Raw genomic sequence first — 23,271 nt, 5'->3', positions numbered from 1 at the left:
CCATGACCGAAGATCTTTATCCCGATCAGACCACGGATCTGCCCCGGCCCAAGATCCTGATCGTCGACGACATTTCTGCCAATCTGACCGCCATGCGGGTGCTTTTGCGCCACAAGGATGCCGAAATCATCACGGCGCAATCGGGCAATCAGGCGCTTTCTCTGGCGCTGGATCATGAATTCGCACTGGCCCTGCTGGATGTGCAGATGCCCGAGATGGACGGGTTCGAGGTCGCCGAACTGCTGCGCGACAACCCGTTTTCCGCCGAGACGCCCATCGTGTTCATGACGGCTTCGAACGCGGATGAATTCAGCCAGCTCAAGGGCTACAGTTCGGGGGCCATCGACTATATCGGCAAGCCCATCAACGAACAGATCCTGCTGTCCAAGGTGGAAATCCTGCTGAACCTGTATCGCAGCAAGCAGCAGCTTGTGCGCGCGCTGGCGCAGGTCCATCAGCAAAAGCAGCTGCTGCGCGCGACATTCGATGCGGTGCGCGACGGCATCATCGCCACGGACAATCTGGGCCGCGTGTCATGGATGAACCCCGCCGCCGAACATCTGACCGGCTGGAGCGCCGCCGAGCATCCCTTGCTGTCATCCGCCCTGCCGCTGGAAACCTGCGAGGGTCAGCCGCTGAACGACCGGCTGTTCGGCGACACCCCCGCCGTGTCGGCAGGCACGCATATCATGATGCGCGACCGGGGCGGCAAGACGCTGGCGATCACCAAATCCTCCTCGGTGGTCTATGATCGGGAAAACCAGCCGGTTGGCGGGGTGATCGTGTTTCAGGACGCCTCGCAATCCTATGCGCGGCAGCTGGCGCTGATCGGTCAGGTCGAAACCGATCCGCTGACCGGCCTGCTGAACCGCGCGGGCTTCAACAAGCGTCTGCGGGCGCTGCTGGCGGCGCCGGTGTCATCGAAACGCGACGTGGCGCTGCTGTTCGGCGATCTGGACAAGTTCAAGCCGGTCAACGACCTGCACGGCCATGCGGCGGGCGATGCGGTGCTGAAGGCCGTCGCTGCCCGCATGAGCCGCTGCATCCGCGACGGCGACATCGCCGCGCGTTGGGCGGGCGATGAGTTCGTCGTGGTGATGGTCTGCGACGACCGGCACGAGGCCGAACAGATGGCCGAGCGTCTGCTGGACACCATCCGCCAGCCCATCGACATCGGCAAATCCGGCGAAGGGGTGCAGGTCGGCATCAGCATCGGCATCTCGATGGCCAGCGACGCCGGGTGGGACCATGACGAAATCTTGGAACAGGCGGACAGGTTGCTTTATGCCCGCAAGGCGGAAAGGCATCAGCAGATGCGCGCAGCAACTTGAAGTCGCAGCCCTCTCGCCGCTAGTTTTGCCGATGCCAGCATGAAAAGGGCCGCGATCTTGCCAGACCCAGCGACCACGCGGTTGTTCCAGACGCTTGCGGTGCCGGGGATCCGGGACTGGTCCGACACCCCGCTGGGCGATCCGGCCAATGGCTCGACCGCGCTGCGATTGGCGGTGCGGCAACTGGCGCAAGCGGCGTTTCCGGTCTGCATTGCCGTGGGGGCGGCGCAGCGGCTGGTCTATAACCCGGCCTTTGCCGCGCTGATCGGCCCGCGCCATCCGGCCCAGTTCGGCCAGCCCCTCGGCGCGGCAGGCAGGCTGCCGAAGGCGGAACGCTTTGCGCTGCCGTCCGACGATGCCGAATTGTGGCTGTTCTGGCCGCCCGATCCGCTATGCGCCTGCGGCATCGACGCCACGACCCTGCGCCATGCCACCGAAGCCAACCTGCTGGGCGTCAGCTATCAGCCGCAGATCCGGATGTCGGACGGCGCGGTGGCGGGGTTCGAGGCGCTTGCCCGCTGGCATCACCCCGAACTGGGCGAGGTCTCGCCCGAGGTCTTTATTCCGCTGGCCGAAAAATCCGGCCATATCGGACTGATCGGCGCATGGGTGCTGCGGCGCAGCCTTGCGGAATTCGGCGCGCTGGCCGGGTCCTGCGACACGCGGCTGGCCGTCAATGTCTCGCCCCTGCAACTGCGCGATGCGGGCTTTGCCGATCTGGTCGCGGGCTGTCTGGCCGATGCCGGACGGCCCGCCGCGCAACTGGAGCTTGAGATCACCGAGACCGCCCGGCTGGGCGAAGATGCCCAGACCCGCCGCACGCTGGCCGATCTTCGGGCGCTGGGTGTCGGGCTGGCGCTGGACGATTTCGGCACCGGATACAGCAATTTCGCAACCTTGGCGCAGGTGTCGTTCGACCGGCTGAAACTGGACCGCGCACTGATCGCGGGCTTGCCGGCGGACCGCAGCGTCAGGCTGATCCGCGCCATGCGGCACATGGCCGACGCGCTGGGGATGGAGCTGCTGGTCGAAGGCGTCGAGACCGTGGAACAGGCCCGCATCTTGCGCGATCTGGGCTGCGATCTGGCGCAGGGCTATCATTTTGCCCCGCCGCTGGTGCTGGCCGATGCCGTGACGTGGCTTCACGCACGCGGGGCACGGTAAAAGACTTGCATCCAAGGGCAGATCATCTCATCTGTCGTGCAACTTATGCGATTGTCGGGGCAAGCGATGGCAACGATCACCCTGCGGCCGGGCAAAGGCGCGGTCTCTGACATGTCGATGATTGACTGGTCGGCGCTGCTGGGCTTTTCCTCGGTCAGCCGCGGGACCGGGCAATTGCGCCTGTCCGACAGCGCCACCGATTATGCGCTGCTGTCGGGTGCGAACCTGACCTATGGCGGCGCGGGGCCCGGCGGGCTGAAATCCGGCACCATCCTGTCGATGAAGGTGGTCATTGCCGGTCAGCCCGTGCTGGAGGCCGTGGGTCTGCAGGTCGGGGCCGCCGCGCTGGCCAATGCCTATGGCGCGTCGAATGACCGGCTGTTTTCGCAATTGCTGCTGGCGGGCAATGACCTGATCCGGGGCTCGGCGCTGGCCGAGACGCTGCTGGGATATGGCGGCAACGACACGCTGCACGGCTTTGGCGGCAGTGACAAGATCTTCGGCGGGCTGGGCCACGACCAGCTTTTCGGCGGCGCCGGAGCCGACACGCTGCTGGGCGAGGCAGGCAATGACCTGCTGTCGGGCGGCGATGGCAATGACGCGCTGTATGGCGATCTGGGCAATGACACCTTGCAGGGCGGGACCGGCAACGATGCGCTGTATGCTGGCGACGGCAATGACCGCCTGTCGGGCGAGGCCGGGCATGACAGCCTGTTCAGCGGCACCGGCAATGACACCGCCTCGGGCGGGGCGGGCAATGACACGATTTATGGCGAGGCGGGCAACGACCTGATCGCGGGCGATGATGGCGATGACTGGCTGTATGGCGGCACCGGCAACGACACCCTGTCGGGCGGCAGCGGCAATGACCGGCTTTACGCTGAAACCGGCGATGATTGGTTGTCGGGCGGGCTGGGCAATGACTGGCTGGGCGGCGGCCCCGGCAATGACAGCCTGCAGGGCGATGCGGGCAATGACACGCTGTTTGGCGAAGACGGGGCCGACCGGCTGTCGGGTGGCGATGGAAACGACCAGCTTTTCGGCGGGGCGGGCAACGACACGCTGATTGGCGGGCCGGGCGCGGACCGGCTGTTCGGCGGCGCGGGGGCGGATGTCTTTGTCTTCGTGACCGCCGCCGAGTCGACGCCGAATATCCGCGACTATATCGACGATTTCAGCGCCGCGCAGTTCGACCGCATCGACCTGTCGCAGATCGACGCGAACAGCACCTTGGGCGGCAATCAGGATTTCCACTATATCGCCAGTCAGGGCTTCACCGGCACGGCGGGCGAATTGCGCTGGACCCGCACCGCCGACGCGACCTATGTGCAGGCCGATCTGAACGGCGACGGCATCGCTGATTTCGCCATCCAGATCGGCAAGTCGATCGACATGCTGCGTTCGGATTTCATGCTTTAGGCGACCGGCCGCCCGCTGCAATCGGCGATAGATCCGGCCCCGGATCGGGGTATAACGGCGCATGGATACCGGACGCCTTCCGCCCTTGCGCAGCCTTGTGGCCTTTCAGACCGTCGCGCGATGCGGCAGTTTCACGCGCGCGGCGCAGTTGCTGTCCCTGACGCAAAGCGGCGTCAGCCGTCAGATCGCCCAGCTTGAAAGCTATGTCGGCGCTGCGCTGTTTGAACGGCAGGCGGCGGGCGTCGTGCTGACCAAGATCGGCGAGGAATATGCCAAGGCCGTCGGCCGCGCGCTGGACGCCCTGCAGGCGCTGGAGGTCGATCAGTTCGCCCGTCATGGCGGCGACCGCGTGACCATCGCCTGTTCGCAGGCCGTGGCCGATCTGTGGATGATGCCGCGCTTCAGCGGTCTGCGCGCGGCCTTTCCCCATCTTGAGCTGAAGCTGGTGGTGAATGATTTCTTTGAACAGCTGCGCCATGACGAATACGATCTGGCGATCTATTACCGCCCGGTGAAGCCCGCCGATCACGACGTGACCTCGCTGGCCCCCGAGGAGATGTTTCCCGTCATGGCCCCCGGCGGCGTGCCGCTGGCGCAAGAGCCCGCGCCGATCCTGCTGACGGTCGAGGAAACCCACAAGGAATGGACCGACTGGGGCAACTGGCTGTCTGCCACCGGCCTGCGCCTGCCCGAAGCCGCGATGCGCTGGAAGCTGGGGGATTATCACCTTGCGGTCGACTCGGCCCGGCGCGGCATCGGCATCGCGATGGGCTGGAGCTGGTTCATCGTCGATCACCTGCACGACGGCACGCTGGTTCCGGCCGATACGCGGCCGTTTCGTGGCCATGGGGAATATTACCTGATGCGCCCGACCACGCGGCATCAGCGGCGCATGGCGCGTCAGGTCGGCGACTGGCTGGTGGCCAGCAACCGGATCTGGCAGGCGGGCTGACGCCGGCAAGCGATTAGAATCATGCGCGAAACCAGCCCTGTTGCAGAGGCTGCAAGGGGGTATGACAAAAATTCATTTGCTTCTGCAAAACCTCCCCCCGATTTTTTGCCAAAAAGCCCCGATGACGCCGGGGGTAAGGAAATCACACAGGGGAAACGACATGACAAAGCCGCATGGTCAGCGTGGAATCGACCGCCGTGGCCTCCTTTCCGCAATGGCCGGGCTGGGGCTGGTGGGCGTGACGGGCCTGCCGCTGCGTGCGCAGGAAGCGCCGCGCCGGGGGGGTGTCTTGAAGATGGGGATCAGCGGTGGCTCGACTACCGATGATTTCGATCCGCGCAAGCTGGCGGACTGGGTTCCGGTCAATCAGGCCTATATGGTGATGAACGGGCTGGTGGAAATCGACAGCGACAATCTTGCCCAGCCCGAACTGTTTGAAAGTTGGGAGACTGCGCCCGGTGCGATGGTCTGGACCTTCAACATCCGGCAGGGCGTGACCTTCCACAACGGCAAGCCGCTGACCGCGGATGACGTGATCTATTCGCTGAACCTGCACCGGGGCGACAGTTCCTCGGCGGCGCGCTCGGTCGTGGCCCCGATCACCGAGATCACCAAGACCGGCGAACATCAGGTGCAGATCACGCTGGACTCGGGCAATGCCGATCTGCCTTATGTGCTGTCGGATTATCACCTGCTGGTCGTGCCGCAGGGCTTTGACGACTGGTCCAACCCCATCGGCACCGGCCCCTTCATCCCCGAACGGATCCAACCGGGCGTGCGGGGCCGCTTTGTGCGCAATGAAAGCTATTGGAAACCCGGCTGCGCCAATGTCGATGCGGTCGAGGTCGTGGTCATCAATGACGTGACTGCCCGTACCAATGCGCTGCTGTCGGGTCAGGTGCAGGCGATCAATGCGGTCGATTTCAAGACTGTGCGCCTGCTGGCCCGCGCGCCCCGGGTGAACATCCTGCGCTCGGCCGGGGGGCAGCATTTCACCTTCCTGATGGATTGCACCAAGGCCCCCTTCACCGATGTGAATGCGCGGCTGGCGATCAAATATGCGGTGGACCGCGAACAGCTTCTGAACACGGCGCTGGCCGGTCTGGGCCAGCTTGGCAACGACCATCCGGTGCCGCAGACCGACCGCTTCTTCAACTCGGAACTGCCGCAGCGCAGCTATGACCCGGACAAGGCGAAATTCCACGCAAGGCAGGCGGGGCTGGACCCGATGGCGGTGACGCTCTCGGCCTCGGAGGCGGCGTTTTCCGGCGCGGTCGATGCGGCGGCGGTGTTTCGCACGGCGGCTTCGGGCGCGGGCATCGATGTGTCGATCAAGCGCGAGCCGGCGGATGGCTATTGGTCGGATGTCTGGATGCAGGTTCCGTTCTGCATGTCCTATTGGGGCGGTCGCCCGACGGCGGATCAGATGCTGACCATCGCTTACGAATCCACCTCGTCCTATAACGACACGCGATGGGCCAACCCGCGTTTCGACAGCCTGCTGCGCGAGGCGCGGGCGCTGCTGGACGAAGAAAAGCGGCGCGAGATCTATTGGGAATGTCAGGCGCTGATCCATGAGGACGGCGGCGCGATGATCCCGATGTTCGGCGATTATCTGGACGCGGTGTCCACCGACCTGCGCGGCACAAAACCCCATGCGATGTTCAACCTGATGGGCGCGCGCATGGCCGAAAAAGTCTGGTTCGACGCATGATGTTCACCCTGATCGCAAAACGCGCGGCCCTTGGGCTGCTGACGCTGTGGCTGGTTTCGGTGCTGGTCTTTGCCGGGACCGAGATCCTGCCCGGAGACGTTGCCGCCTCGATCCTGGGCCAAAGCGCCACGCCCGAAAGTCTGACCGCCCTGCGCCATGAGCTGGGGCTGGATGTGCCCGCGCTGCAGCGGTATTTCACATGGCTGGGTGGGTTTCTGACCGGCGACATGGGCCAGTCCATGGCCAGCGGCCAGCCTATTGCGGGGCTGCTGTGGCCGAGGTTCTGGAACACCATGGCACTGGCGGCCTATGCGGGCGTGATCGCCGTGCCGTTGGCCGTGGGCATGGGCATTCTGGCCGCCGCGCGACGTGGGGGTATCTTTGATCGGGTAAGCAATATCCTTGCGCTGGCCTTCGTGTCGCTGCCGGAATATTTTCTGGGCCTGCTGCTGATCCTGTGGCTGTCGGTGCAGACCGGCTGGCTGCCCAGCCTTGCCGACACCTATGAAGGCATGGGCATTGCCGCGTGGTTCCGCGCCACCACCCTGCCGATGCTGGTGCTGGTCATGGTGACGACGGCGCAGATCATGCGCATGACGCGCACCACTGTGCTGGGCGTCATGGATCAGCCCTATGTCGAAACCGCCTTTCTGAAGGGCCTGCGCAATGGCCGCGTCGTGCTGCGCCATGCCACGCCCAACGCAGCCGCACCCATCGTCAACGTGGTGTCGTTCAACATCGCCTATCTGATCACCGGCGTCGTGCTGGTCGAGGCGGTCTTCAACTATAACGGGCTGGGCCGCTTCATGGTCGATGCCGTCTCGAAGCGCGACCTGCCGATGGTGCAGGCCTCGGCGATGATCTTCGGCGCGGTCTATGTCTTTCTGAACATGGTGGCCGATATTGCCGCCATCGCCCTTAATCCGCGCCTGCGCCATCCGCGCGGCAAGGAGGCATGAGATGAAGAAGCTTTCCTCCATTCCCTTTACCGGCTGGCTTGGCCTGATCCTGATCGCGGCCAATGTGGCGCTGTTCCTGTTCGGCCCGATGCTGGCGCCGTTTGGTCAGGAACAGATCGTCGGCCTGCCCTTCGACGGCCCGCAGCCCGGACATCCGCTGGGCTTTGACCAGAACGGCCGGGACATGCTGTCGCGCCTGCTTTACGGGGCGCAGACCTCGATCGGGATTTCGCTGGCGGCGGTCTGCCTGTCGTTTCTGATCGGCGTGCCGCTGGGCATTCTGGCGGCGATCCGTGGCGGCTGGCTGGATCTGGTGCTGTCGCGCGTTGTCGATACGGTGATGTCGATCCCGGTGCTGATCTCGGCGCTGGTGGTGCTGCAGGCGCTTGGCTCATCGCTGCCGGTGCTGATCGTCACCATCGCCTGTCTGGACAGCACCCGCGTCTTCCGCCTGTCGCGGCTGGTCGCGCAGGGCATCAACGTCATGGAATATGCCGAGGTGGCGCGCCTGCGCGGCGAAGGGCTGGGCTGGATGATCCGCAAAGAGATCCTGCCCAACGCCCTGCCGCCGCTGGTCGCGGAATTCGGTATGCGCTTTTGCTTCACCTTCCTGTTCGTGGCGGGCCTGTCCTTTCTGGGTCTGGGCGTGCAGCCGCCCTTTGCCGACTGGGGCGGCATGGTCCGCGACAATCAGCAGGGCATTCTTTACGGGCTTTACGCGCCCCTGTTCCCCGCCGCCGCCATCGCGCTGGTGACGATCGGCGTGAACCTGACCGTCGACTGGCTGCTGTCCGGTCGCACCACCGTGCAGGGAGACAACAGATGACCAACACCGTCCTGAAGATCCGCGATCTGCGGGTCGCCACCGCCGAAGGCACCGAATTGCTGCACGGCGTCTCGCTTGATCTGGAAAAGGGCGAGATCCTTGGCCTGATCGGCGAAAGCGGCGCGGGCAAATCGACCATCGGCCTTGCCGCGATGGGCTATGGCCGCGGCGGCTGCCGCATCACCGGCGGCGAGGTCTGGCTGGCCGACCGCAATCTGGCCGCCAGCACCCGCGCCGAACGCGAACAGGTGCGCGGCGCACGCATCGCCTATGTCGCGCAAAGCGCCGCCGCCGCCTTCAACCCCGCCCGCCGGCTGGACCGCCAGATCATCGAGGCGCCGCTGTATCACGGCCTGATGACCGAGGCGCAGGCCCGTGCGTGGATGGTCGAACTGTTCACCGCGCTTGGCCTGCCCGATCCGCAGACCTTCGGCAGCCGCTATCCGCATCAGGTCTCGGGCGGGCAGCTTCAGCGGGCGATGGTCGCGCTGGCCATGGCCTGCAAGCCCGACATTCTGGTGCTGGATGAGCCGACGACGGCGCTGGACGTGACCACCCAGATCGAGGTGCTGCGTCTGCTGCGCGACACGATCCGCAAATATGGCACCTCGGCGCTGTATATCACGCACGATCTGGCAGTGATTGCGCAGGTCGCAGACCGGCTGCTGGTGCTGCGTCACGGCAAGCAGGTCGAAACCGGCCCGACACAGCAGATCCTGACCGCGCCGCAGCAGGACTATACCCGCCGTCTGGTGTCGGAACGCCGCGAAAGCCTGTCGGCCCCCGCAGGGGCTGACCACAAGACCGGCACCGAGCTGCTGCGGCTGCAGGGCATCTCGGCCGCCTATGGCAAGACGCCGGTGCTGTCGGATATCGACCTGTCGGTGAAGCGCGGCGAGACCGTGGCCATCGTTGGCGAAAGCGGCTCGGGCAAATCGACGCTGGCGCGGGTGGTGGCGGGGCTGCTACCGCCCATAGCAGGGGTCTGCGCGTTTCAGGGCAGCGATCTGCCCGGCAGCTATCGCAAGCGCGGTGCCGATCTTTTGCGGCGCATCCAGCTGATCTATCAGCTGCCCGATGTGGCGCTGAACCCACGCCAGACCGTCGCCGAAACCATCGGCCGTCCGCTGGCCCGCTTTCAGGGGCTGAAAGGCCGCGCCAACCGGGCCGAGATGCTGCGCCTGCTGGATCAGATCGGCCTGCCCGCCCAGATGGCCGACCGGCTGCCCGGCGCGCTGTCGGGCGGGCAGAAGCAGCGCGTCTGCATCGCCCGCGCGCTGGCCGCAGCGCCCGAGCTGATCATCTGCGATGAGGTCACCTCGGCGCTGGATCCGCTGGTGGCCGAAGACATCCTGCGCCTGCTGCGCAAGCTGCAGGATGAGCTGGGCATGACCTATCTGTTCATCACCCACGATCTGTCGGTGGTGAAGCGGCTGGCCGACCGCACGGTGGTGATGCAGCAGGGCCGGATCGTCGAGATGGCCGACACGGCCACGCTGTTCGACGCGCCCGGCCAAGCCTATACGCGCAAGCTTCTGGCCTCGGTGCCGCAGCTTGATCCCGGCTGGCTGGATCAGGCGCTGGCCGGCGCCTGACCCCCTTTCCCTATCTGACTTGACGACAATCGGAGAGCCATTCATGGCAATCGACATTCTTGAGCACGTCTGGATTCCCATGTCCGACGGCACGCGCCTCAGCGCCCGGATCTTTCTGCCCGACGGGCTGGACGGCGCACCCGCCCCTGCGGTGCTGGAATATATCCCCTATCGCAAACGCGACGGGACGCGGGGGCGCGATGCGCCGATGCACGGCTATTTCGCGCAGGCGGGCTATGCCGCCGTGCGTGTGGACATCCGCGGTTCGGGCGACAGCGAGGGGCTGCTGGCCGACGAATATCTGGCGCTGGAACAGGATGATGCGGTCGAGGTCATCGCATGGATCGCCCGCCAGCCATGGTGTGATGGCAATGTCGGCATGATGGGCAAAAGCTGGTCGGGCTTCAACGCCTTGCAGGTGGCCGCGCGCCGCCCGCCCGCGCTGAAGGCGATCATCACCTGCTATTCCACCGATGATCGGTTCAAGGACGACATCCATTTCATGAATGGCTGCCTGCTGAACGACAACCTGTGGTGGGGCTCGATCATGATGGCCTATCAGGCCCGCCCGCAGGATCCCGAAATCACCGACCCCGGCTGGCGCGCGGCATGGGAAAAGCGGCTGGAGACGCTGCCATTCTTCCCCGCGATCTGGGCCGAACATCAAAGCTATGACGCCTATTGGAAACATGGCTCGGTGCAGGAAGACTATGCCGCCATCCAGTGCCCCGTTCTGGTGGTGGGCGCATGGGCCGACAGCTATACCAATTCCGTGCCGCGCCTGCTGGAACATCTGACCGCGCCGTCGCGCGGCATCATCGGGCCGTGGGGGCATGTCTATCCGCATGACGGCGCGCCCGGCCCGGCCATCGGCTTTCTGCAAGAGGCCACGCGCTGGTGGGACCAGTGGCTGCGCGGCCAAGACACCGGCGTCATGGATGAGCCGAAGCTGCGCGCCTATGTCAACGATCCCGTGCAGCCCGACCCGACGCGCCCGGTCCAGCCGGGCCGCTGGGTCGGCAGCGCATGGCCGCTGCCCGACCCGATGCGCGTGCTGTATCTGGGCGGCCACGGCACGCTGGGCGAGACCGCCGAAGCCCCGGCGCTGCTGCCGATCCGGTCGCCGCAAAGCCATGGCATCGCGGCGGGCGAATGGATGGCGGTGGGTTGCGCGGGCGAAATGCCCGCAGATCAGCGCATCGAGGATGGCGGCGCGCTGACCTTCGACACGCCCGTCCTGGAACAGGATCTGGAAATTCTGGGCGTGCCAGAGATCGCGCTGCATCTGGCCTCGGACCAGCCGGTGGCGCATCTGGTCGTGCGGCTGGGCGATGTCGCGCCCGATGGCAAGGTGGTGCGCGTCAGCTATCAGGTGCTGAACCTGACCCATCGCGACGGGCATGAGGCACCGAAGCCGCTGCAACCGGGCCGCTATGAGACCGTGCGGCTGAAGCTGTCGGCCTGCGGGCATCGCTTTGCGGCAGGGCATCGGCTGCGGGTGTCGGTGGCGACGGCCTATTGGCCGATCATCTGGCCCGCGCCCTGCGCGGCGACGCTGACCATCGACAGTGCCGCATCACAGCTGCATCTGCCGGTCCGCCCCGGCGGCGACACGCATGCGGGTTTCGCGCCGCCCGCGCATGGGCTGGATGTGCCGGTCACCATGATCCGCCCGGCCAGACTGGAACGCAGCGTGACCACCGACTTTCTGACCGGAAACGTCACCTATGTCACCGACGGGCAGGGCGGGCTGTTCGGCGAAGGCATCCTGCGTTTCGACGAGATCGGCACCACACTGTCGCACAGCCTGCGCCGCGAACTGACCATCCATCCCGACGACCCGGCGACGGCGGCCTATACCCTGCGCCAAAGCTATGAAATGGGGCGCGAGGGCTGGAAAACCGTGATCGCGCTGGACAGCGAGATGACCTCGGACCGGGAAAATTTCTACCTCAAGGCGCAGATGACCGTCCAGCATAACGGCGAACATGTCACCACGCGCGACTGGGCCGAAATCGTGCCGCGCCGCCTGATCTGACTGCCACGAAAAGCCCCTGCCACGGGGCTTTTCACATCCCCGGTTGCGCAGACAGGAAACCGCCAGCGCCCGACAGGCGTTGGCTGCGGATGGCGCATGGCCCCTGCCCGGTTCGGCCCCTAGCCTCGGCCGCGTCTTCACCCGCTTGCCGCTGCGTCATCAGGGCCATTTCCGCGCTGGATCATCCAGTCCGTTCAGGACATACTGAACAAACAGAACACAGCGCGGATCTTTCATGCCCGGACCGGACGCCCATCGCAAATTCATCGAAGCCCTTGGCGTCATGGCGCAAATCGAGGGGCGGTCCCGCATCTCGGGTCACATCATGGGCTATCTGATTCTGGCCGATGGCCCGCGCAGCCTGACGCAGATCGCCGGGGATCTGCAGATCTCGAAAGCCTCGGTCTCGACCAATAACCGCGAATTGGAACTGCTGGGCATGGTGCGGCGCGTGGGCCAGATCGGCAGCCGTCAGGACATGTGGGAAATCGCGCCACGCCCCAATGAACAGATGCTGCATCACCTGTCGGCGCGGTTTCGCCAGAATGCCGACACGCTGGCCTCTATCGCGGCCGATTTCGACGCCGGGGACGGTGCGGCCTGCGCACGGGTGCAGGATCTGGGCCGGTTCTATCGGCTGTCATCGGATTTCATGGACACATGGCTGACACAGATTTCAGCGACATGCTCGGCCGGGGCGGAACAGCAGGAACCCTCGACATGACCAGCGATAGCGCGACACCCGCCCCGAAAAGACGCCGGCGTCTGCTGATCGCGCTGGCGCTGCTGGCCGCGCTGGCCGTGGCCGCCATGCTGCTGCGGGGCCGCGAACAGGCCGCGCCGGACACCACCGCCCCGCCCGAGGTGGTGATGCAGCTTCTGCCCTCGGAAGTGCATGAGGTCGCGCAGGGCGGGCTGTCGGACAGCGTGCAACTGACCGGCTCGCTGGTGCCGGGGCGCGAGCTGACCATCTCGGCCGAGGTGGCGGGCCGGATCGAGGCGGTGCATGTCCGCGAAGGCGACGCGGTGGTCGCCGGGCAGGAACTGGCGACCATCGACGTGGAAACCCTGCGCAACCAGCTGGAACAGCAGCAGGCGACGGCGGCGGCCACGCGGGCGCAGCTGGAACTGGCGCGGGTGCAGTTGAAGCGCACCAATGATCTGGTGGCGCGCGGCGTCACCAGCGCCTCGACCATGGAAACCGACACCGCGAATGTCGCCCAGCTTGAGGCGAATTACGCCGCGCTGATGAAGCAGGTGGCCTCGGCCGAGGATGACCTGTCCAAGGCCCGCATCACCGCGCCCTTTGACGGCACGATCAGCGCGCGCGCGGTCAATCCCGGCGCCTATGTCACCCCCGGCACGGAAATGCTGGAACTGGTGGATATCTCGAAAATGTTTCTGGAGGGCGGCGTTCCGGTCAACAATGCGCCGCGTCTGGCGACGGGGCAGCGCGTGTCGATCCGGGTGGACGGCATCGACCGGCGCAGCTTTCAGGGGAATATCGACCGCATCGCGCCGGTCGCCGTGTCGGGGACGCGGGTGCTGCCGGTCTATGCCTCGATCGACAATCCCGACCGGGTGCTGCGCGGCGGCATGTTCGCCTCGGGCGAGCTGATCCTTGAACAGTCGGACGGCATCGGCATCCCGGCCAGCGCGATCCGGCAGGATGGCGAGGCGCGCTATGTGCTGAAGATCGACGGCGACCGCGTGGTTCGACAGGATGTGCAGATCGCGCGCAACTGGAACCGCGACCGCACGGCGCAGATCAGTTCCGGCCTGCAACCGGGCGATCTGATCGTGTCGCAGCCGCTGGAACGTCTGCGCGACGGCATGCGCATCAACCGCGTGGGCGGCTGACATGATCCTGACCCGCATCGCCGTCCGCCAGCCGGTCTTTGCCACGATGGTCATGATCGCCATCGTCGTCATCGGGCTGTTTTCCTATTCCCGCCTTGCCATCGACGAATTGCCCGAGGTGGACTTCCCGGTCATCGCCGTCGTCACCTCATATCCCGGCGCGACGCCCGAGGCGGTGGAAAACGACATCATCAAACCCATCGAGGATGCCGTCGCCACCCTGTCGGGCATCGACACCATCACCTCGACCGCGCAGACCGGCACGTCGATGGTGCTGATCATGTTCGACCTTGAGGTCGACAGCATCACCGCCGCGCAAGAGGTGCGCGACCGGGTATCGCAGGTGCAGGGCACGCTGCCCGACGATGCCGACGATCCGCGCATCCTGCGCTTTGATCCGACGGAAATGCCGATCCTGTCCATCGGGCTGTCGTCATCGGTGCTGGGGGCAGGCACGCTGACCAAGCTTGCCGAGGATGAGATCTCGACCCGCATCGCCAATGTGACCGGCGTGGGTCAGGCCTCGGTCGTGGGCGGTCTGCCCAATGAGGTGCAGATCCTGCTGGACCCGGAACGCCAGACCGCGCTTGGCGTCGGCGCGTCGGAAATCGCGGCGATCCTGCGCGACGACAATGCCGACCTGCCCGCAGGCGACGTGACCGAAGGTGCCAGCACCCGGTCCTTGCAGGTCGAGGGCCGCATCGCCGAGCTTCAGGGCTTTGAGAACATCATCATCGGCCAGCGCGGCGGCTTTCCGGTCCGGCTGGGCGATCTGGCACGGGTCGGCACCGATCTGGCCGAACGCGAAAGCCTTGCGATGATCGACGGCCGCCCCGCCATCACCATCGACGTGCTGAAGACGCAGGGCGCCAATACCGTGGGCGTGGCCGAGGCCGTGCGCGCCGAGATCGAAAGGATGCGCGTCGATCCGCTGTATGACGGCATCGACATCTCATTGATCCGCGACAATGCCGTGCCGGTCGAACAAAGCTTCAAGGCCGTGCAGAACATGCTGATCGAAGGTGCCATTCTGGCGACCGTCATCGTGTTCCTGTTTCTGAATTCGTGGCGCTCGACGGTCATCACCGGGCTGACGCTGCCGATCTCGATCATCGGGACGATGGCCGCGATCCATTTTCTGGGCTTCACGCTGAACATGATGACGATGATGGCGCTGTCGCTGTCCATCGGCATCCTGATCGACGATGCCATCGTGGTGCGCGAAAACATCATGCGCCACCTGCATATGGGCAAAAGCCACGAACAGGCGGCGCTGGACGGCACCGCCGAAATCGGGCTGGCCGTGCTGGCGACCACGCTGTCCATCGTCGCGGTGTTTCTGCCCGTGGCCTTCATGGACGGCATCATCGGGCGGTTCTTTCTGCAATTCGGCATCACGGTGTCGGTCGCGGTGATGATTTCGCTGTTCGTGTCCTTCACGCTGGACCCGATGATGTCGTCGGTCTGGTATGATCCCGCCTCGGAAAAAGACGCGAAGCGCGGCCCCATCGGCCGGGCCGTCCAGCGGTTCGACCATTGGTTCGAGCGTGTGACCCGCGCCTATCGCCGTCTGATCGAATGGGCGCTGAACTGGCGCAAGACCACGCTGGCCATTGCCGCCGCAGCCTTTGCGGGCGGGTTGATGCTGTTCCCGCTGGTCGGCGCGGAATTCGCCCCCGCCTCGGACAATTCCGAGGTGCAGGTGGAAATGGAGCTGCCCATCGGATCGTCGCTGGACCGCACCCAGACCAAGATCGAACAGGTCGATGCCATCCTGCGCGGCTTTCCGCAGGTGATCGGCACCTATGCCACGGTGAATTCCGGCAGCAGCACCGGCGGTGACAGTGCCGCGACCATCACCGCGCGGCTGGTGCCGCCGACCGAACGCACGATGGATCCCGCCGAACTCAGCGTGCCGATCCGGCAGGCGCTGGAACAGGTGCCGGGCGCGACCTTCCGCGTCGGTGCGGGCGACAGCTTCGGCGGCGGCCTTGCCACGCCGGTCGAGCTGAAGATCCATGGCACCGACCTGAACACCCTGAAACGGCTGTCGGGAGAGCTGGCGGCAGAAATGGAAAAGCTGCCGGGGCTGGTCGATGTGCGCACCTCGCTGGATGATCCGCAGCCCACGCTGGGCGTGCGGGTGGACCGCGAGGCGGCATCCGATCTGGGCGTGACGCTGGCGCAGATCGGCAATGCGCTGTCCCCGATGGTCGCGGGCGAAACCGTGTCGGAATGGACCGCGCCCAATGGCGACAGCTATGATGTCGTGGTGCGGCTGCCCAAGGATCTGCGCGACGATGCGGGCAAGCTGGCCAGCCTGCCCATCGCGGGCACGCAGGACGGCCAGGGCGTCATCCGTCTGGACCAGATCGCCCAGATCGAGGCCTCGGAAAGCGCCGGCGAGATCACGCGCGAAAATCGCCAGCGTTCGGTCAGCATCACCGCCGGTCTGGGCGACGGCGCCGATATCCGCACCATCCAGCCCGGCCTGCAGGCGGCGCAGGCCGCCGTGGCGCTGCCGCCCGGATACGGCTTTGCCACCGGAGGCGACGCCGAAGACATCGCCAAATCCGGCATGTCGGCGCTGGTGGCGCTGGGGCTGGCCATCGTCTTCATCTATCTGGTGCTGGCCTCGCAATTCGGCAGCTTTTTGCAACCCATTGCCATCATGTCCTCGCTGCCGCTGGCCATCGTGGGGGTGATGCTGGGGCTGATGATCGGCGGATCGACCCTGAACATGTTCTCGGTCATCGGCTTCATCATGCTGATGGGTCTGGTGGTCAAGAACGCCATCCTGCTGGTCGACAATGCCAATCAGCAACGCGCCGAGGGCCGCCCCCTGCGCGAGGCGCTGATCGAGGCAGGCGCCACCCGCTTCCGCCCCATCGTCATGACGACGCTGGCGATGATCTTCGGCATGATCCCGCTGGCCATCAACATGCATGGCGGCAGTTCGCAAAACGCCCCCATGGCACATGCGGTGATCGGCGGGCTGATCTCGTCGTCGTTGCTGACGCTGGTGGTGGTGCCGGTGCTGCTGACCTATGTGGACGGTTTCCTGAACCTGATCCGCCCATGGCTGCCTAAGGCGCCCGACGACGCGCATCACGCGCCTGACCGGCTGCCTTGACCGCCCGCCTTGACCGCCCGCCTAAACCGGGCCTGTCTTGACCGGGCCTGCCCGCCCGGTCATCCTTGCCCGCAGATACGCCCCCCGCAGGAAGCTTTCATGCCGTTGTCCCGCCGCAGATTTTCCGGGCTTCTTGCCCTGATACCAGCCGTGATGCTGCCCCTGCCCGCGCTGGCGCAGATGAAGCAGCTTGACGGCCATGTCACCTATCGCGAGCGCATGGCGCTGCCCGCCGATACCGTGACCGAGATCCGGCTTGAGGATGTCTCGCGTGCCGATGCCCCGGCGCAGGTGATCGCGCGTCAGGTCATCCGCGATGCGGTGGCCAGCCCGATCCCGTTCCGGCTGACATTCGACAGCACCGCGATCCAGCCCGGCCATGATTATGCCCTGCGCGCCCAGATCCGCGACGGCGACGACCTGCTGTTCACCACGACCACGCATCACCCGGCCTTTGGACCCTCGCAGGACATCACCGTTCAGCGCGTGGCGCAAAGCCCGGCCCTGCCGCTTGGCGGCGATTGGCTGGCCGAGGATATTCAGGGCGGCGGCGTCATCGACAATCTGCAATCGACGCTGCACATTGCCGAGGATGGCCACGTCAGCGGCAGCGGCGGCTGCAACCGCTTCACCGGCACGGCCCGGATCGAGGGCGCGACCCTGCGCATCGGCCCGCTGGCCAGCACCCGGCGGCTGTGCCCGCCCGCCGTCATGGATCAAGAGGCGAAGTTTCTGCAAGCCCTGACCGCCGCCCGCAGCTTCCAGACCCTGCCCGCGCAGCGCAAGCTGCTGCTGCTGGACGAAAACGACCGCCCTATCCTGCTGCTGGCGCGCTAGGTCGGCTCGGACCTGCGGTCCGTGCGGGCGCCTGGGCGTGATGTCGATCTTTGTCGCGGGTGGTCAAGCGGTCCGCCGTCACCGGGCACAGCGCCCGACGGCGCTAGGCCAGACCGCCGCGAAAATGCGCCAGAAACTGCTGCGTCGCGCGATCCTGCGGATCGGTGATGACCTGCTGGGCGCTGCCCTGTTCGACGACATAGCCATCCTGCATGAAGATGACCGTATCTGCGACATCGCGGGCGAAGGCCATTTCATGGGTGACAAGGATCATCGTCATCCCCTGCGCCGCCAGATCGCGGATCACCGCCAGAACCTCGCCCACCAAAGCCGGATCCAGCGCCGAGGTGGCCTCATCGAACAGCATCACCTCGGGGCGCATCGCAAGGGCGCGGGCGATGGCCACGCGCTGCTTCTGCCCGCCGGACAGGTTTTCCGGGTTGGCATCCGCCCGGTCGCGCAGCCCGACACGGTCCAGCAGGGCCAGCGCCTCTTCGCGCACCTCGGCTGCGGGACGTTTCAGGACGCGCACCGGCCCGGTCATCACATTGTCCAGCACGTTCATATGCGGAAACAGGTTGAAGTTCTGAAACACCATCCCCGTATTCGCCCGAAACGCCGCCAGATCCCGGTCGCGGATCCGCAGACGCCCACCCGAGAAATCCATCGTCTGGTTCCCGATCCGCACCGCCCCCGCATCCGGCACCGACAGCAGGTTCAGGCTGCGCAGCAAGGTGGATTTTCCCGAACCGGACGGACCGATCAGGCCCACGACCTCGCCCTTGCGCGCCGCGATGTTGATGTCCTTGAGAACGTCCAGATTGCCAAAGGATTTGCGTAGACCGACCACTTCGATCATCTTGTTCATGCCTTCCTCCGCCGTTCGATCCGTTGGGCCAGTCGCGTCATCGGGAACAGAACCGCCATGTAAAGCGCCGCGATCAGCGTATAGGTCTCGAGCGGCCGATAGGTGGCCGAGGTAACCAACTGCCCCTGATACAGCAGATCCGGCACGGCCAGAACCGACAGCAGCGAGGTGTTCTTCAGTTGCAGCACCGACTGGTTGACCAGCGGCGCCACCATCCGGCGCAGCGCCTGCGGCAGGATGATCCGGCCCATCAGCGTGCCGCGCCGCATCCCGATGGCGCGTCCCGCATCCCACTGGCCCATGTCGATGGACGCGATGCCTCCGCGCACGATCTCGGCATAGAATGCCGCGCCATACATCGTCAGCGTGATGAAGGCCGCAAGCGCGGGCGACAGGCTGACCCCGATCAGCATGGGCAGCGCATAATAGCACCAGACAAGTTGCACCAGCACGGGCGTGCAGCGGAACAGCTCGGTCACGATCATGATCGGGATGGTCAGCACCTTCAGGCCCGACAGCCGCGCCAGCGCAAAAGCCGTGCCGACGAGAAGACCCGAGATGACGGTCAGGATGGTAAAGCCGATCGTATAGCCAAGGCCCACCGCGAAGATGCCGCGATATTGCCAGAGGCTGGAAAAGTCCCACTGATAGTCCATGAAGTCAGCCTTTCCCCTGGCCGACGAAGCGTCGGGGTGAGGTGGCGCTGAACAGCCAGTGTCCAAGCGTCAGGATGTCGAAAACCGGCAGGCCAAGCGCCTGCGAAAGATCCACCGAAAAGCGCGGCATGTTCGTACATTCCAGCACGATCGCCCCCACATCGGGGTGCCGGGCAATCAGCCCATGCGCGGCAGCCAAGATCTCGGCCGCCATCGCGTCGTGGTCATAGGGCTGTCCGCCTTCGATCAGCCCGTGAAAGGCTCCGTTGGCAGGCAGCCCCACCACGGGTGTCGCAGGGTCTGCGCCCACGGCCAGAAACGCCTCGGGGCCCAGACTGGCTGCGTCATAGGTGATGACACCCAGCACCCGGCCCTGCGGCAAGGTCCGCGCCACCAGCGGAAGCTGCACTAGGCTGGAGGCCGCGAATGGCACCCCAAGACCGGCCGCCAGAACCGCCTGATGACGCGCCATGAACCCGCAGGATGTCAGGAGCGCCGTCGCGCCCTGTTCCACCAGCGCGCGGCCCTGCGCCATGAAATCCGGGATCAGGCCGCCTGCGCCCTTGCGGATCACCGCATCGGGCGTCGCCCCACCCCGTTTCGTCCGGCCAGTCGTCTGGCCAAGCTTCAGGTCTCGGAGATCCTGCGCATCGGCGCCCGCGCGCAGGAACTGAAGGCCATGGGTCACCCCGTCATTGTCCTTGGCGCCGGAGAGCCGGATTTCGACACGCCCGACACGATAAAGGACGCGGCCATCCGCGCCCTGCAGGCCGGGGATACGAAATACACGGCGCTGGACGGCACCCCGCAACTGAAGGCCGCCATCGTCCGAAAGATGGCCCGCGATCACAACCTGACCTTCACCGCAGATGAGGTGACGGTCGGCGCAGGGGCGAAACAGATCCTCTATAACGCCATGATGGCCACGCTGGAGCCCGGCGACGAGGTTATCATCCCCACTCCCTGCTGGACCACCTATTCGGCCATTGTGGAGATCTGCGGCGGGGTTCCGGTTCACGTTCCCTGCACCGATGATCAGGGCTTCCGTCTGACGCCCGCACAGCTTCACGCGGCCATTTCGCCGCGCACGCGCTGGCTGATGCTGAATTCGCCGTCAAACCCCACGGGCGCTGCCTATGATGCGGACGACATCGCCGCGCTGGCCAAGGTTCTGGCGGCCCATCCCGATGTCTGGATCATGAGCGACGACATCTATGAACACATCGTTCATGACGGCTTCCGCTTCGTGACGCCCCTGCAGGTCGCGCCATGGCTGCGCGACAGATGCCTGATCGTCAACGGCGTCAGCAAGGCCTATGCGATGACGGGCTGGCGCATCGGATATGGGGTGGGACCGCGCCCGCTGATCCGTGCGATGGCCGTGGTGCAAAGCCAGTCCACCTCGAACCCCTGCTCGATCGCGCAGGCTGCCGCGGTCGAGGCGCTGGACGGCCCGCAGGACATGCTTGCAATCCGCCGCGACAGCTTTACCCAGCGCCGCGATCTGGTGGTGGACCGGCTGAACGCCATCCCCGGCCTGTCCTGCCGCCGCCCCGAGGGCGCGTTCTATGCCTATGCAAGCTGCGCCGGGATCATCGGCATGACCGCACCGGACGGCCAGGTGATGCAGGACGACCGCGCCTTCTGTTCATGGCTGCTGGAAACCACGCATGTCGCCATGGTGCCCGGCGCGGCGTTCGGGGTGTCGCCCTATTTCCGCATCTCTTATGCGACCTCGATGGCCGAGCTTCAGGACGCCATGGTCCGGATCGCCGCAGCCTGCGCCACGCTGTCCCGTGACTGAACGCGTTCCCGCTGCATCCTGGTGCCTGCTGGCGGCGGTGATCCTGCTGCCCGTGGGCAGTCTGGGCGGCGGGGCGTGGGCGGTTGTGGCAGCGTCGGGGGCGGTCGTGCTGTCTGCCGCCCTGCAATGGCGGCATCTGCTGCCGCTGGCGCGGGTTCTGCTGGGCCTTGGTGCGGCGGGCGCGGCGGGGCTGCTGATCACAGGTCAGTGGCCCGCGCTTCTGGCGGCGCTTGCGCAGGGCGCGGGCTTTGCCGCCCTGATGGCCGTGCTGGGTTTTCTGCGCCATCCCGTGCGCAAATCCCGCCTTATCGCGCAGGCCACGCAGGCGCTGCTTTCGGTGCCGCCATCGCGGCGCTATGGCGCGACCTATGCCGGCACGCATCTTCTGGCGCTGATGTTCAACGTCGGCATCATCGCGATGATCTCGGACCTGACGGCCGGGTCGCGCGCCCGCCCGACGCTGGTGATGGCGGCGATGCGGGGGGCGGCGACGGTGGCCATGTGGTCGCCGCTGGGCCTTGGATTTGCCATCGTCTCGGGCGCTCTGCCGGCGTTTCAGGCGCTGCCATTTCTGGCGGTGTCCGCAGCCTTCACCGCCCTTGCGCTGGCGGTGACGACGGTCTGGCCGCTGCTGCCCCGCACGCTTCCGCAGGCGGGTGCTGTTCCGGCGATAGCCTCGGGGGCCATGTGGCAGGTGGTGGGGCTGTCCGCGATCCTGCTGGCGGCGGCGGTGCTGCTGCATCTGGGGCTGGACATCGGCTTCACGGTCGCATCGATCATCCTGCTGCCGCTACTGTCGCTGGGATGGATGGCCGTTCAGGGGCGGCTGTCCGAGACGCCCACCGCCCTTGCCGGACTGACAGGATTGCGCAACGAGGGCACGATCTTCCTGTCGGCCAGCATCATCGGCACGGTGCTGTCGCAGCTGGTCGGCCAGACGGCATTTCCGGCGCTGCTGACCTCGGGGGCCTTGCCGATGCTGCCGATCCTGCTGCTGACCATGGCCGTCATCCCGCTGACGGCGGCGGCCTATATCCCGAATTCGGTCTTCGTGGTGATGGTGGCGCAGCTTCTTGGACCGAAGCCGATCGGGTTTGAACACCCGCTGGCCCTTGGGCTGGCGCTGTCGGTCAGCTGGACGACGGCCATTTCGGTATCGCCCATCAGCGCGATGTGCCTGATGGCCGGGGCGGCCTGCGGCGTGCCCTCACGCGTGGTCGCGCATCGCTGGAATGCCCCATGGGCTGCGGCCTTGGCCGGGTTGGGCATGCTTGCCGTGACCGCGCTGATGCTGTGCTAGACCGCGCGGTAATCGCGGTCTTGCGCCGAAAGAACCGCCTTGTCCCAACTGTCTGGCAGGGTGCAGATCATCAGCGCCTCATCCCGACCGGCCATGACGATGGGTCGGGCATCAGGCCCCGAGACGACGGATCCGCCATCATAGACCAGACCGCGCTCATCTCCGCACAGATTGGCATAGGCCACCGTCAGGCGGTTTTCATGCGCGCGGGCAGGCACCAGAACCTGCGGAACATGCCCAAATCCTGCCGGATTGGCGGTCGGCACCAGCAGCAGATCCGCGCCGCGTCCTGCCAGCCCGGCCGCGTGCTGGGGAAATTCGATATCGTAACAGATCAGCAGGCCCGCGCGGTGACCGGCAAGCCGGAACACCGGCGGCGGCGCAGCGCCCGGCTGGAAGATGTCGCGCTCGGCCCCGTAAAGCTGGATCTTGCGGTAATGCGCCAGCAGATCGCCGTTGGCGTCGAAGCTGCTGGCCGCATTGAAGATGGCATCGTCCTGCCGCTCGGCCCAGCCAAGCGTCAGCCCGCACCCCGCCTCGCGCGCCAACCGGGACACTTGCGCCATCCACGGGCCATCCGGCGTCTGGGCCAGCGCCCGGATGGCCTCGGGCTGGTTGTATCCGGGCAGGAACAGTTCAGGCAGCAGCAGCATGTCGGCCTTGGCCCGTGCGCTTGCCGCCAGCAGCGTCTCGATGCGGTCAAAGGCCGCGTCGATGTCTCCGGCCGGGGACGGCCCCTGATGCAGTGCAAGTTTCACGACCTGTCCTTTCGTCTTCAGCTTATGTATGCCGATCCTGCCCAGCCCTCCAAGGTG

Annotated in this window: 19 protein-coding genes; 15 read left to right on the top strand and 4 right to left on the bottom strand. The window is 65.9% G+C overall.

What is annotated here, in order from left to right:
• The first annotated feature begins 2 nt into the window (after positions 1-2).
• The 13 genes from GL284_RS07085 (at position 3) to GL284_RS07025 (ending at position 17,828) form a co-directional block, all read left to right on the top strand.
• A complete protein-coding gene (locus tag GL284_RS07085) occupies positions 3-1,331 on the top strand; it encodes a GGDEF domain-containing response regulator (RefSeq protein WP_155043892.1) in 1,329 nt (442 codons plus the stop codon).
• Between the two features lie 57 nt (positions 1,332-1,388).
• Positions 1,389-2,495 (top strand): EAL domain-containing protein, encoded by a 1,107-nt coding sequence (locus tag GL284_RS07080; protein WP_196216720.1) that lies wholly within the window; start codon positions 1,389-1,391, stop codon positions 2,493-2,495.
• A 66-nt stretch (positions 2,496-2,561) separates the two neighbouring features.
• Positions 2,562-3,914, top strand: coding sequence for a calcium-binding protein (locus tag GL284_RS21855; RefSeq protein ID WP_279639259.1), 1,353 nt, complete (start codon positions 2,562-2,564; stop codon positions 3,912-3,914).
• 61 nt (positions 3,915-3,975) lie between these two features.
• Positions 3,976-4,866, top strand: coding sequence for a LysR family transcriptional regulator (locus GL284_RS07070; protein WP_155043890.1), 891 nt, complete (start codon positions 3,976-3,978; stop codon positions 4,864-4,866).
• Between the two features lie 160 nt (positions 4,867-5,026).
• The gene (locus GL284_RS07065) at positions 5,027-6,580 is read left to right on the top strand and encodes an ABC transporter substrate-binding protein (protein ID WP_155043889.1); all 1,554 of its coding nucleotides are present in this window, start codon (positions 5,027-5,029) and stop codon (positions 6,578-6,580) included.
• Positions 6,580-7,539 carry an ABC transporter permease gene (locus GL284_RS07060; RefSeq protein ID WP_155043989.1) on the top strand — a complete coding sequence of 320 codons (960 nt, stop codon included), beginning with the start codon at positions 6,580-6,582 and terminating at the stop codon, positions 7,537-7,539. The genes GL284_RS07065 and GL284_RS07060 overlap by 1 nt, the downstream gene beginning before the upstream one ends.
• 1 nt (position 7,540) lies before the next feature.
• Positions 7,541-8,365, top strand: a complete 825-nt coding sequence (locus tag GL284_RS07055) for an ABC transporter permease (RefSeq protein ID WP_155043888.1) — start codon at positions 7,541-7,543, stop codon at positions 8,363-8,365.
• On the top strand, positions 8,362-9,960 hold the full coding sequence (locus GL284_RS07050) for an ABC transporter ATP-binding protein (RefSeq protein WP_155043887.1): 1,599 nt from the start codon (positions 8,362-8,364) through the stop codon (positions 9,958-9,960). The genes GL284_RS07055 and GL284_RS07050 overlap by 4 nt, the downstream gene beginning before the upstream one ends.
• Before the next feature lie 43 nt (positions 9,961-10,003).
• Entirely contained in the window at positions 10,004-11,998 is a 1,995-nt protein-coding gene (locus GL284_RS07045; RefSeq protein WP_155043886.1) for a CocE/NonD family hydrolase, read from the top strand.
• Positions 11,999-12,233: 235 nt separating this feature from the next.
• Positions 12,234-12,722, top strand: a complete 489-nt coding sequence (locus GL284_RS07040) for a GbsR/MarR family transcriptional regulator (RefSeq protein WP_155043885.1) — start codon at positions 12,234-12,236, stop codon at positions 12,720-12,722.
• On the top strand, positions 12,719-13,858 hold the full coding sequence (locus tag GL284_RS07035; RefSeq protein WP_196216721.1) for an efflux RND transporter periplasmic adaptor subunit: 1,140 nt from the start codon (positions 12,719-12,721) through the stop codon (positions 13,856-13,858). The genes GL284_RS07040 and GL284_RS07035 overlap by 4 nt, the downstream gene beginning before the upstream one ends.
• A gap of 1 nt (position 13,859) precedes the next feature.
• On the top strand, positions 13,860-16,991 hold the full coding sequence (locus GL284_RS07030; RefSeq protein WP_155043883.1) for an efflux RND transporter permease subunit: 3,132 nt from the start codon (positions 13,860-13,862) through the stop codon (positions 16,989-16,991).
• A gap of 99 nt (positions 16,992-17,090) precedes the next feature.
• Positions 17,091-17,828: an META domain-containing protein gene (locus tag GL284_RS07025; RefSeq protein ID WP_155043882.1), complete on the top strand. Its 738-nt coding sequence runs from the start codon at positions 17,091-17,093 to the stop codon at positions 17,826-17,828.
• 103 nt (positions 17,829-17,931) lie between these two features.
• On the opposite strand, the gene GL284_RS07020 is transcribed toward GL284_RS07025, so the two are convergent.
• The 3 genes from GL284_RS07020 to GL284_RS07010 are packed head-to-tail and all read right to left on the bottom strand — an operon-like array spanning position 17,932 to position 20,040.
• Positions 17,932-18,687: an amino acid ABC transporter ATP-binding protein gene (locus tag GL284_RS07020; protein ID WP_155043988.1), complete on the bottom strand. Its 756-nt coding sequence runs from the start codon at positions 18,685-18,687 to the stop codon at positions 17,932-17,934.
• Positions 18,688-18,692: 5 nt separating this feature from the next.
• Positions 18,693-19,352 carry an amino acid ABC transporter permease gene (locus GL284_RS07015; RefSeq protein WP_155043881.1) on the bottom strand — a complete coding sequence of 220 codons (660 nt, stop codon included), beginning with the start codon at positions 19,350-19,352 and terminating at the stop codon, positions 18,693-18,695.
• A gap of 4 nt (positions 19,353-19,356) precedes the next feature.
• Positions 19,357-20,040 carry an aspartate/glutamate racemase family protein gene (locus GL284_RS07010; protein WP_230382939.1) on the bottom strand — a complete coding sequence of 228 codons (684 nt, stop codon included), beginning with the start codon at positions 20,038-20,040 and terminating at the stop codon, positions 19,357-19,359.
• On the opposite strand from GL284_RS07010, the gene GL284_RS07005 reads away from it, so the two are divergent.
• Both GL284_RS07005 and GL284_RS07000 read left to right on the top strand, forming a co-directional pair.
• Positions 20,032-21,156 carry a pyridoxal phosphate-dependent aminotransferase gene (locus GL284_RS07005; RefSeq protein WP_230382940.1) on the top strand — a complete coding sequence of 375 codons (1,125 nt, stop codon included), beginning with the start codon at positions 20,032-20,034 and terminating at the stop codon, positions 21,154-21,156. The genes GL284_RS07010 and GL284_RS07005 overlap by 9 nt on opposite strands.
• Positions 21,149-22,456, top strand: a complete 1,308-nt coding sequence (locus GL284_RS07000; protein ID WP_155043878.1) for a hypothetical protein — start codon at positions 21,149-21,151, stop codon at positions 22,454-22,456. Before GL284_RS07005 ends, GL284_RS07000 begins: the two co-directional genes overlap by 8 nt.
• Here GL284_RS07000 and GL284_RS06995 read toward each other — a convergent pair.
• On the bottom strand, positions 22,453-23,214 hold the full coding sequence (locus GL284_RS06995) for a carbon-nitrogen hydrolase family protein (protein ID WP_341870296.1): 762 nt from the start codon (positions 23,212-23,214) through the stop codon (positions 22,453-22,455). The genes GL284_RS07000 and GL284_RS06995 overlap by 4 nt on opposite strands.
• Between the last annotated feature and the right edge of the window lie 57 nt (positions 23,215-23,271).

It is taken from the genome of Paracoccus shanxieyensis (assembly GCF_009711265.1).
In the GTDB taxonomy this organism is placed as follows: Bacteria; Pseudomonadota; Alphaproteobacteria; order Rhodobacterales; family Rhodobacteraceae; genus Paracoccus; species Paracoccus shanxieyensis.
Note: the sequence above shows the minus strand (reverse complement) of the source record. Positions and strands in the feature narration are given on the sequence as shown.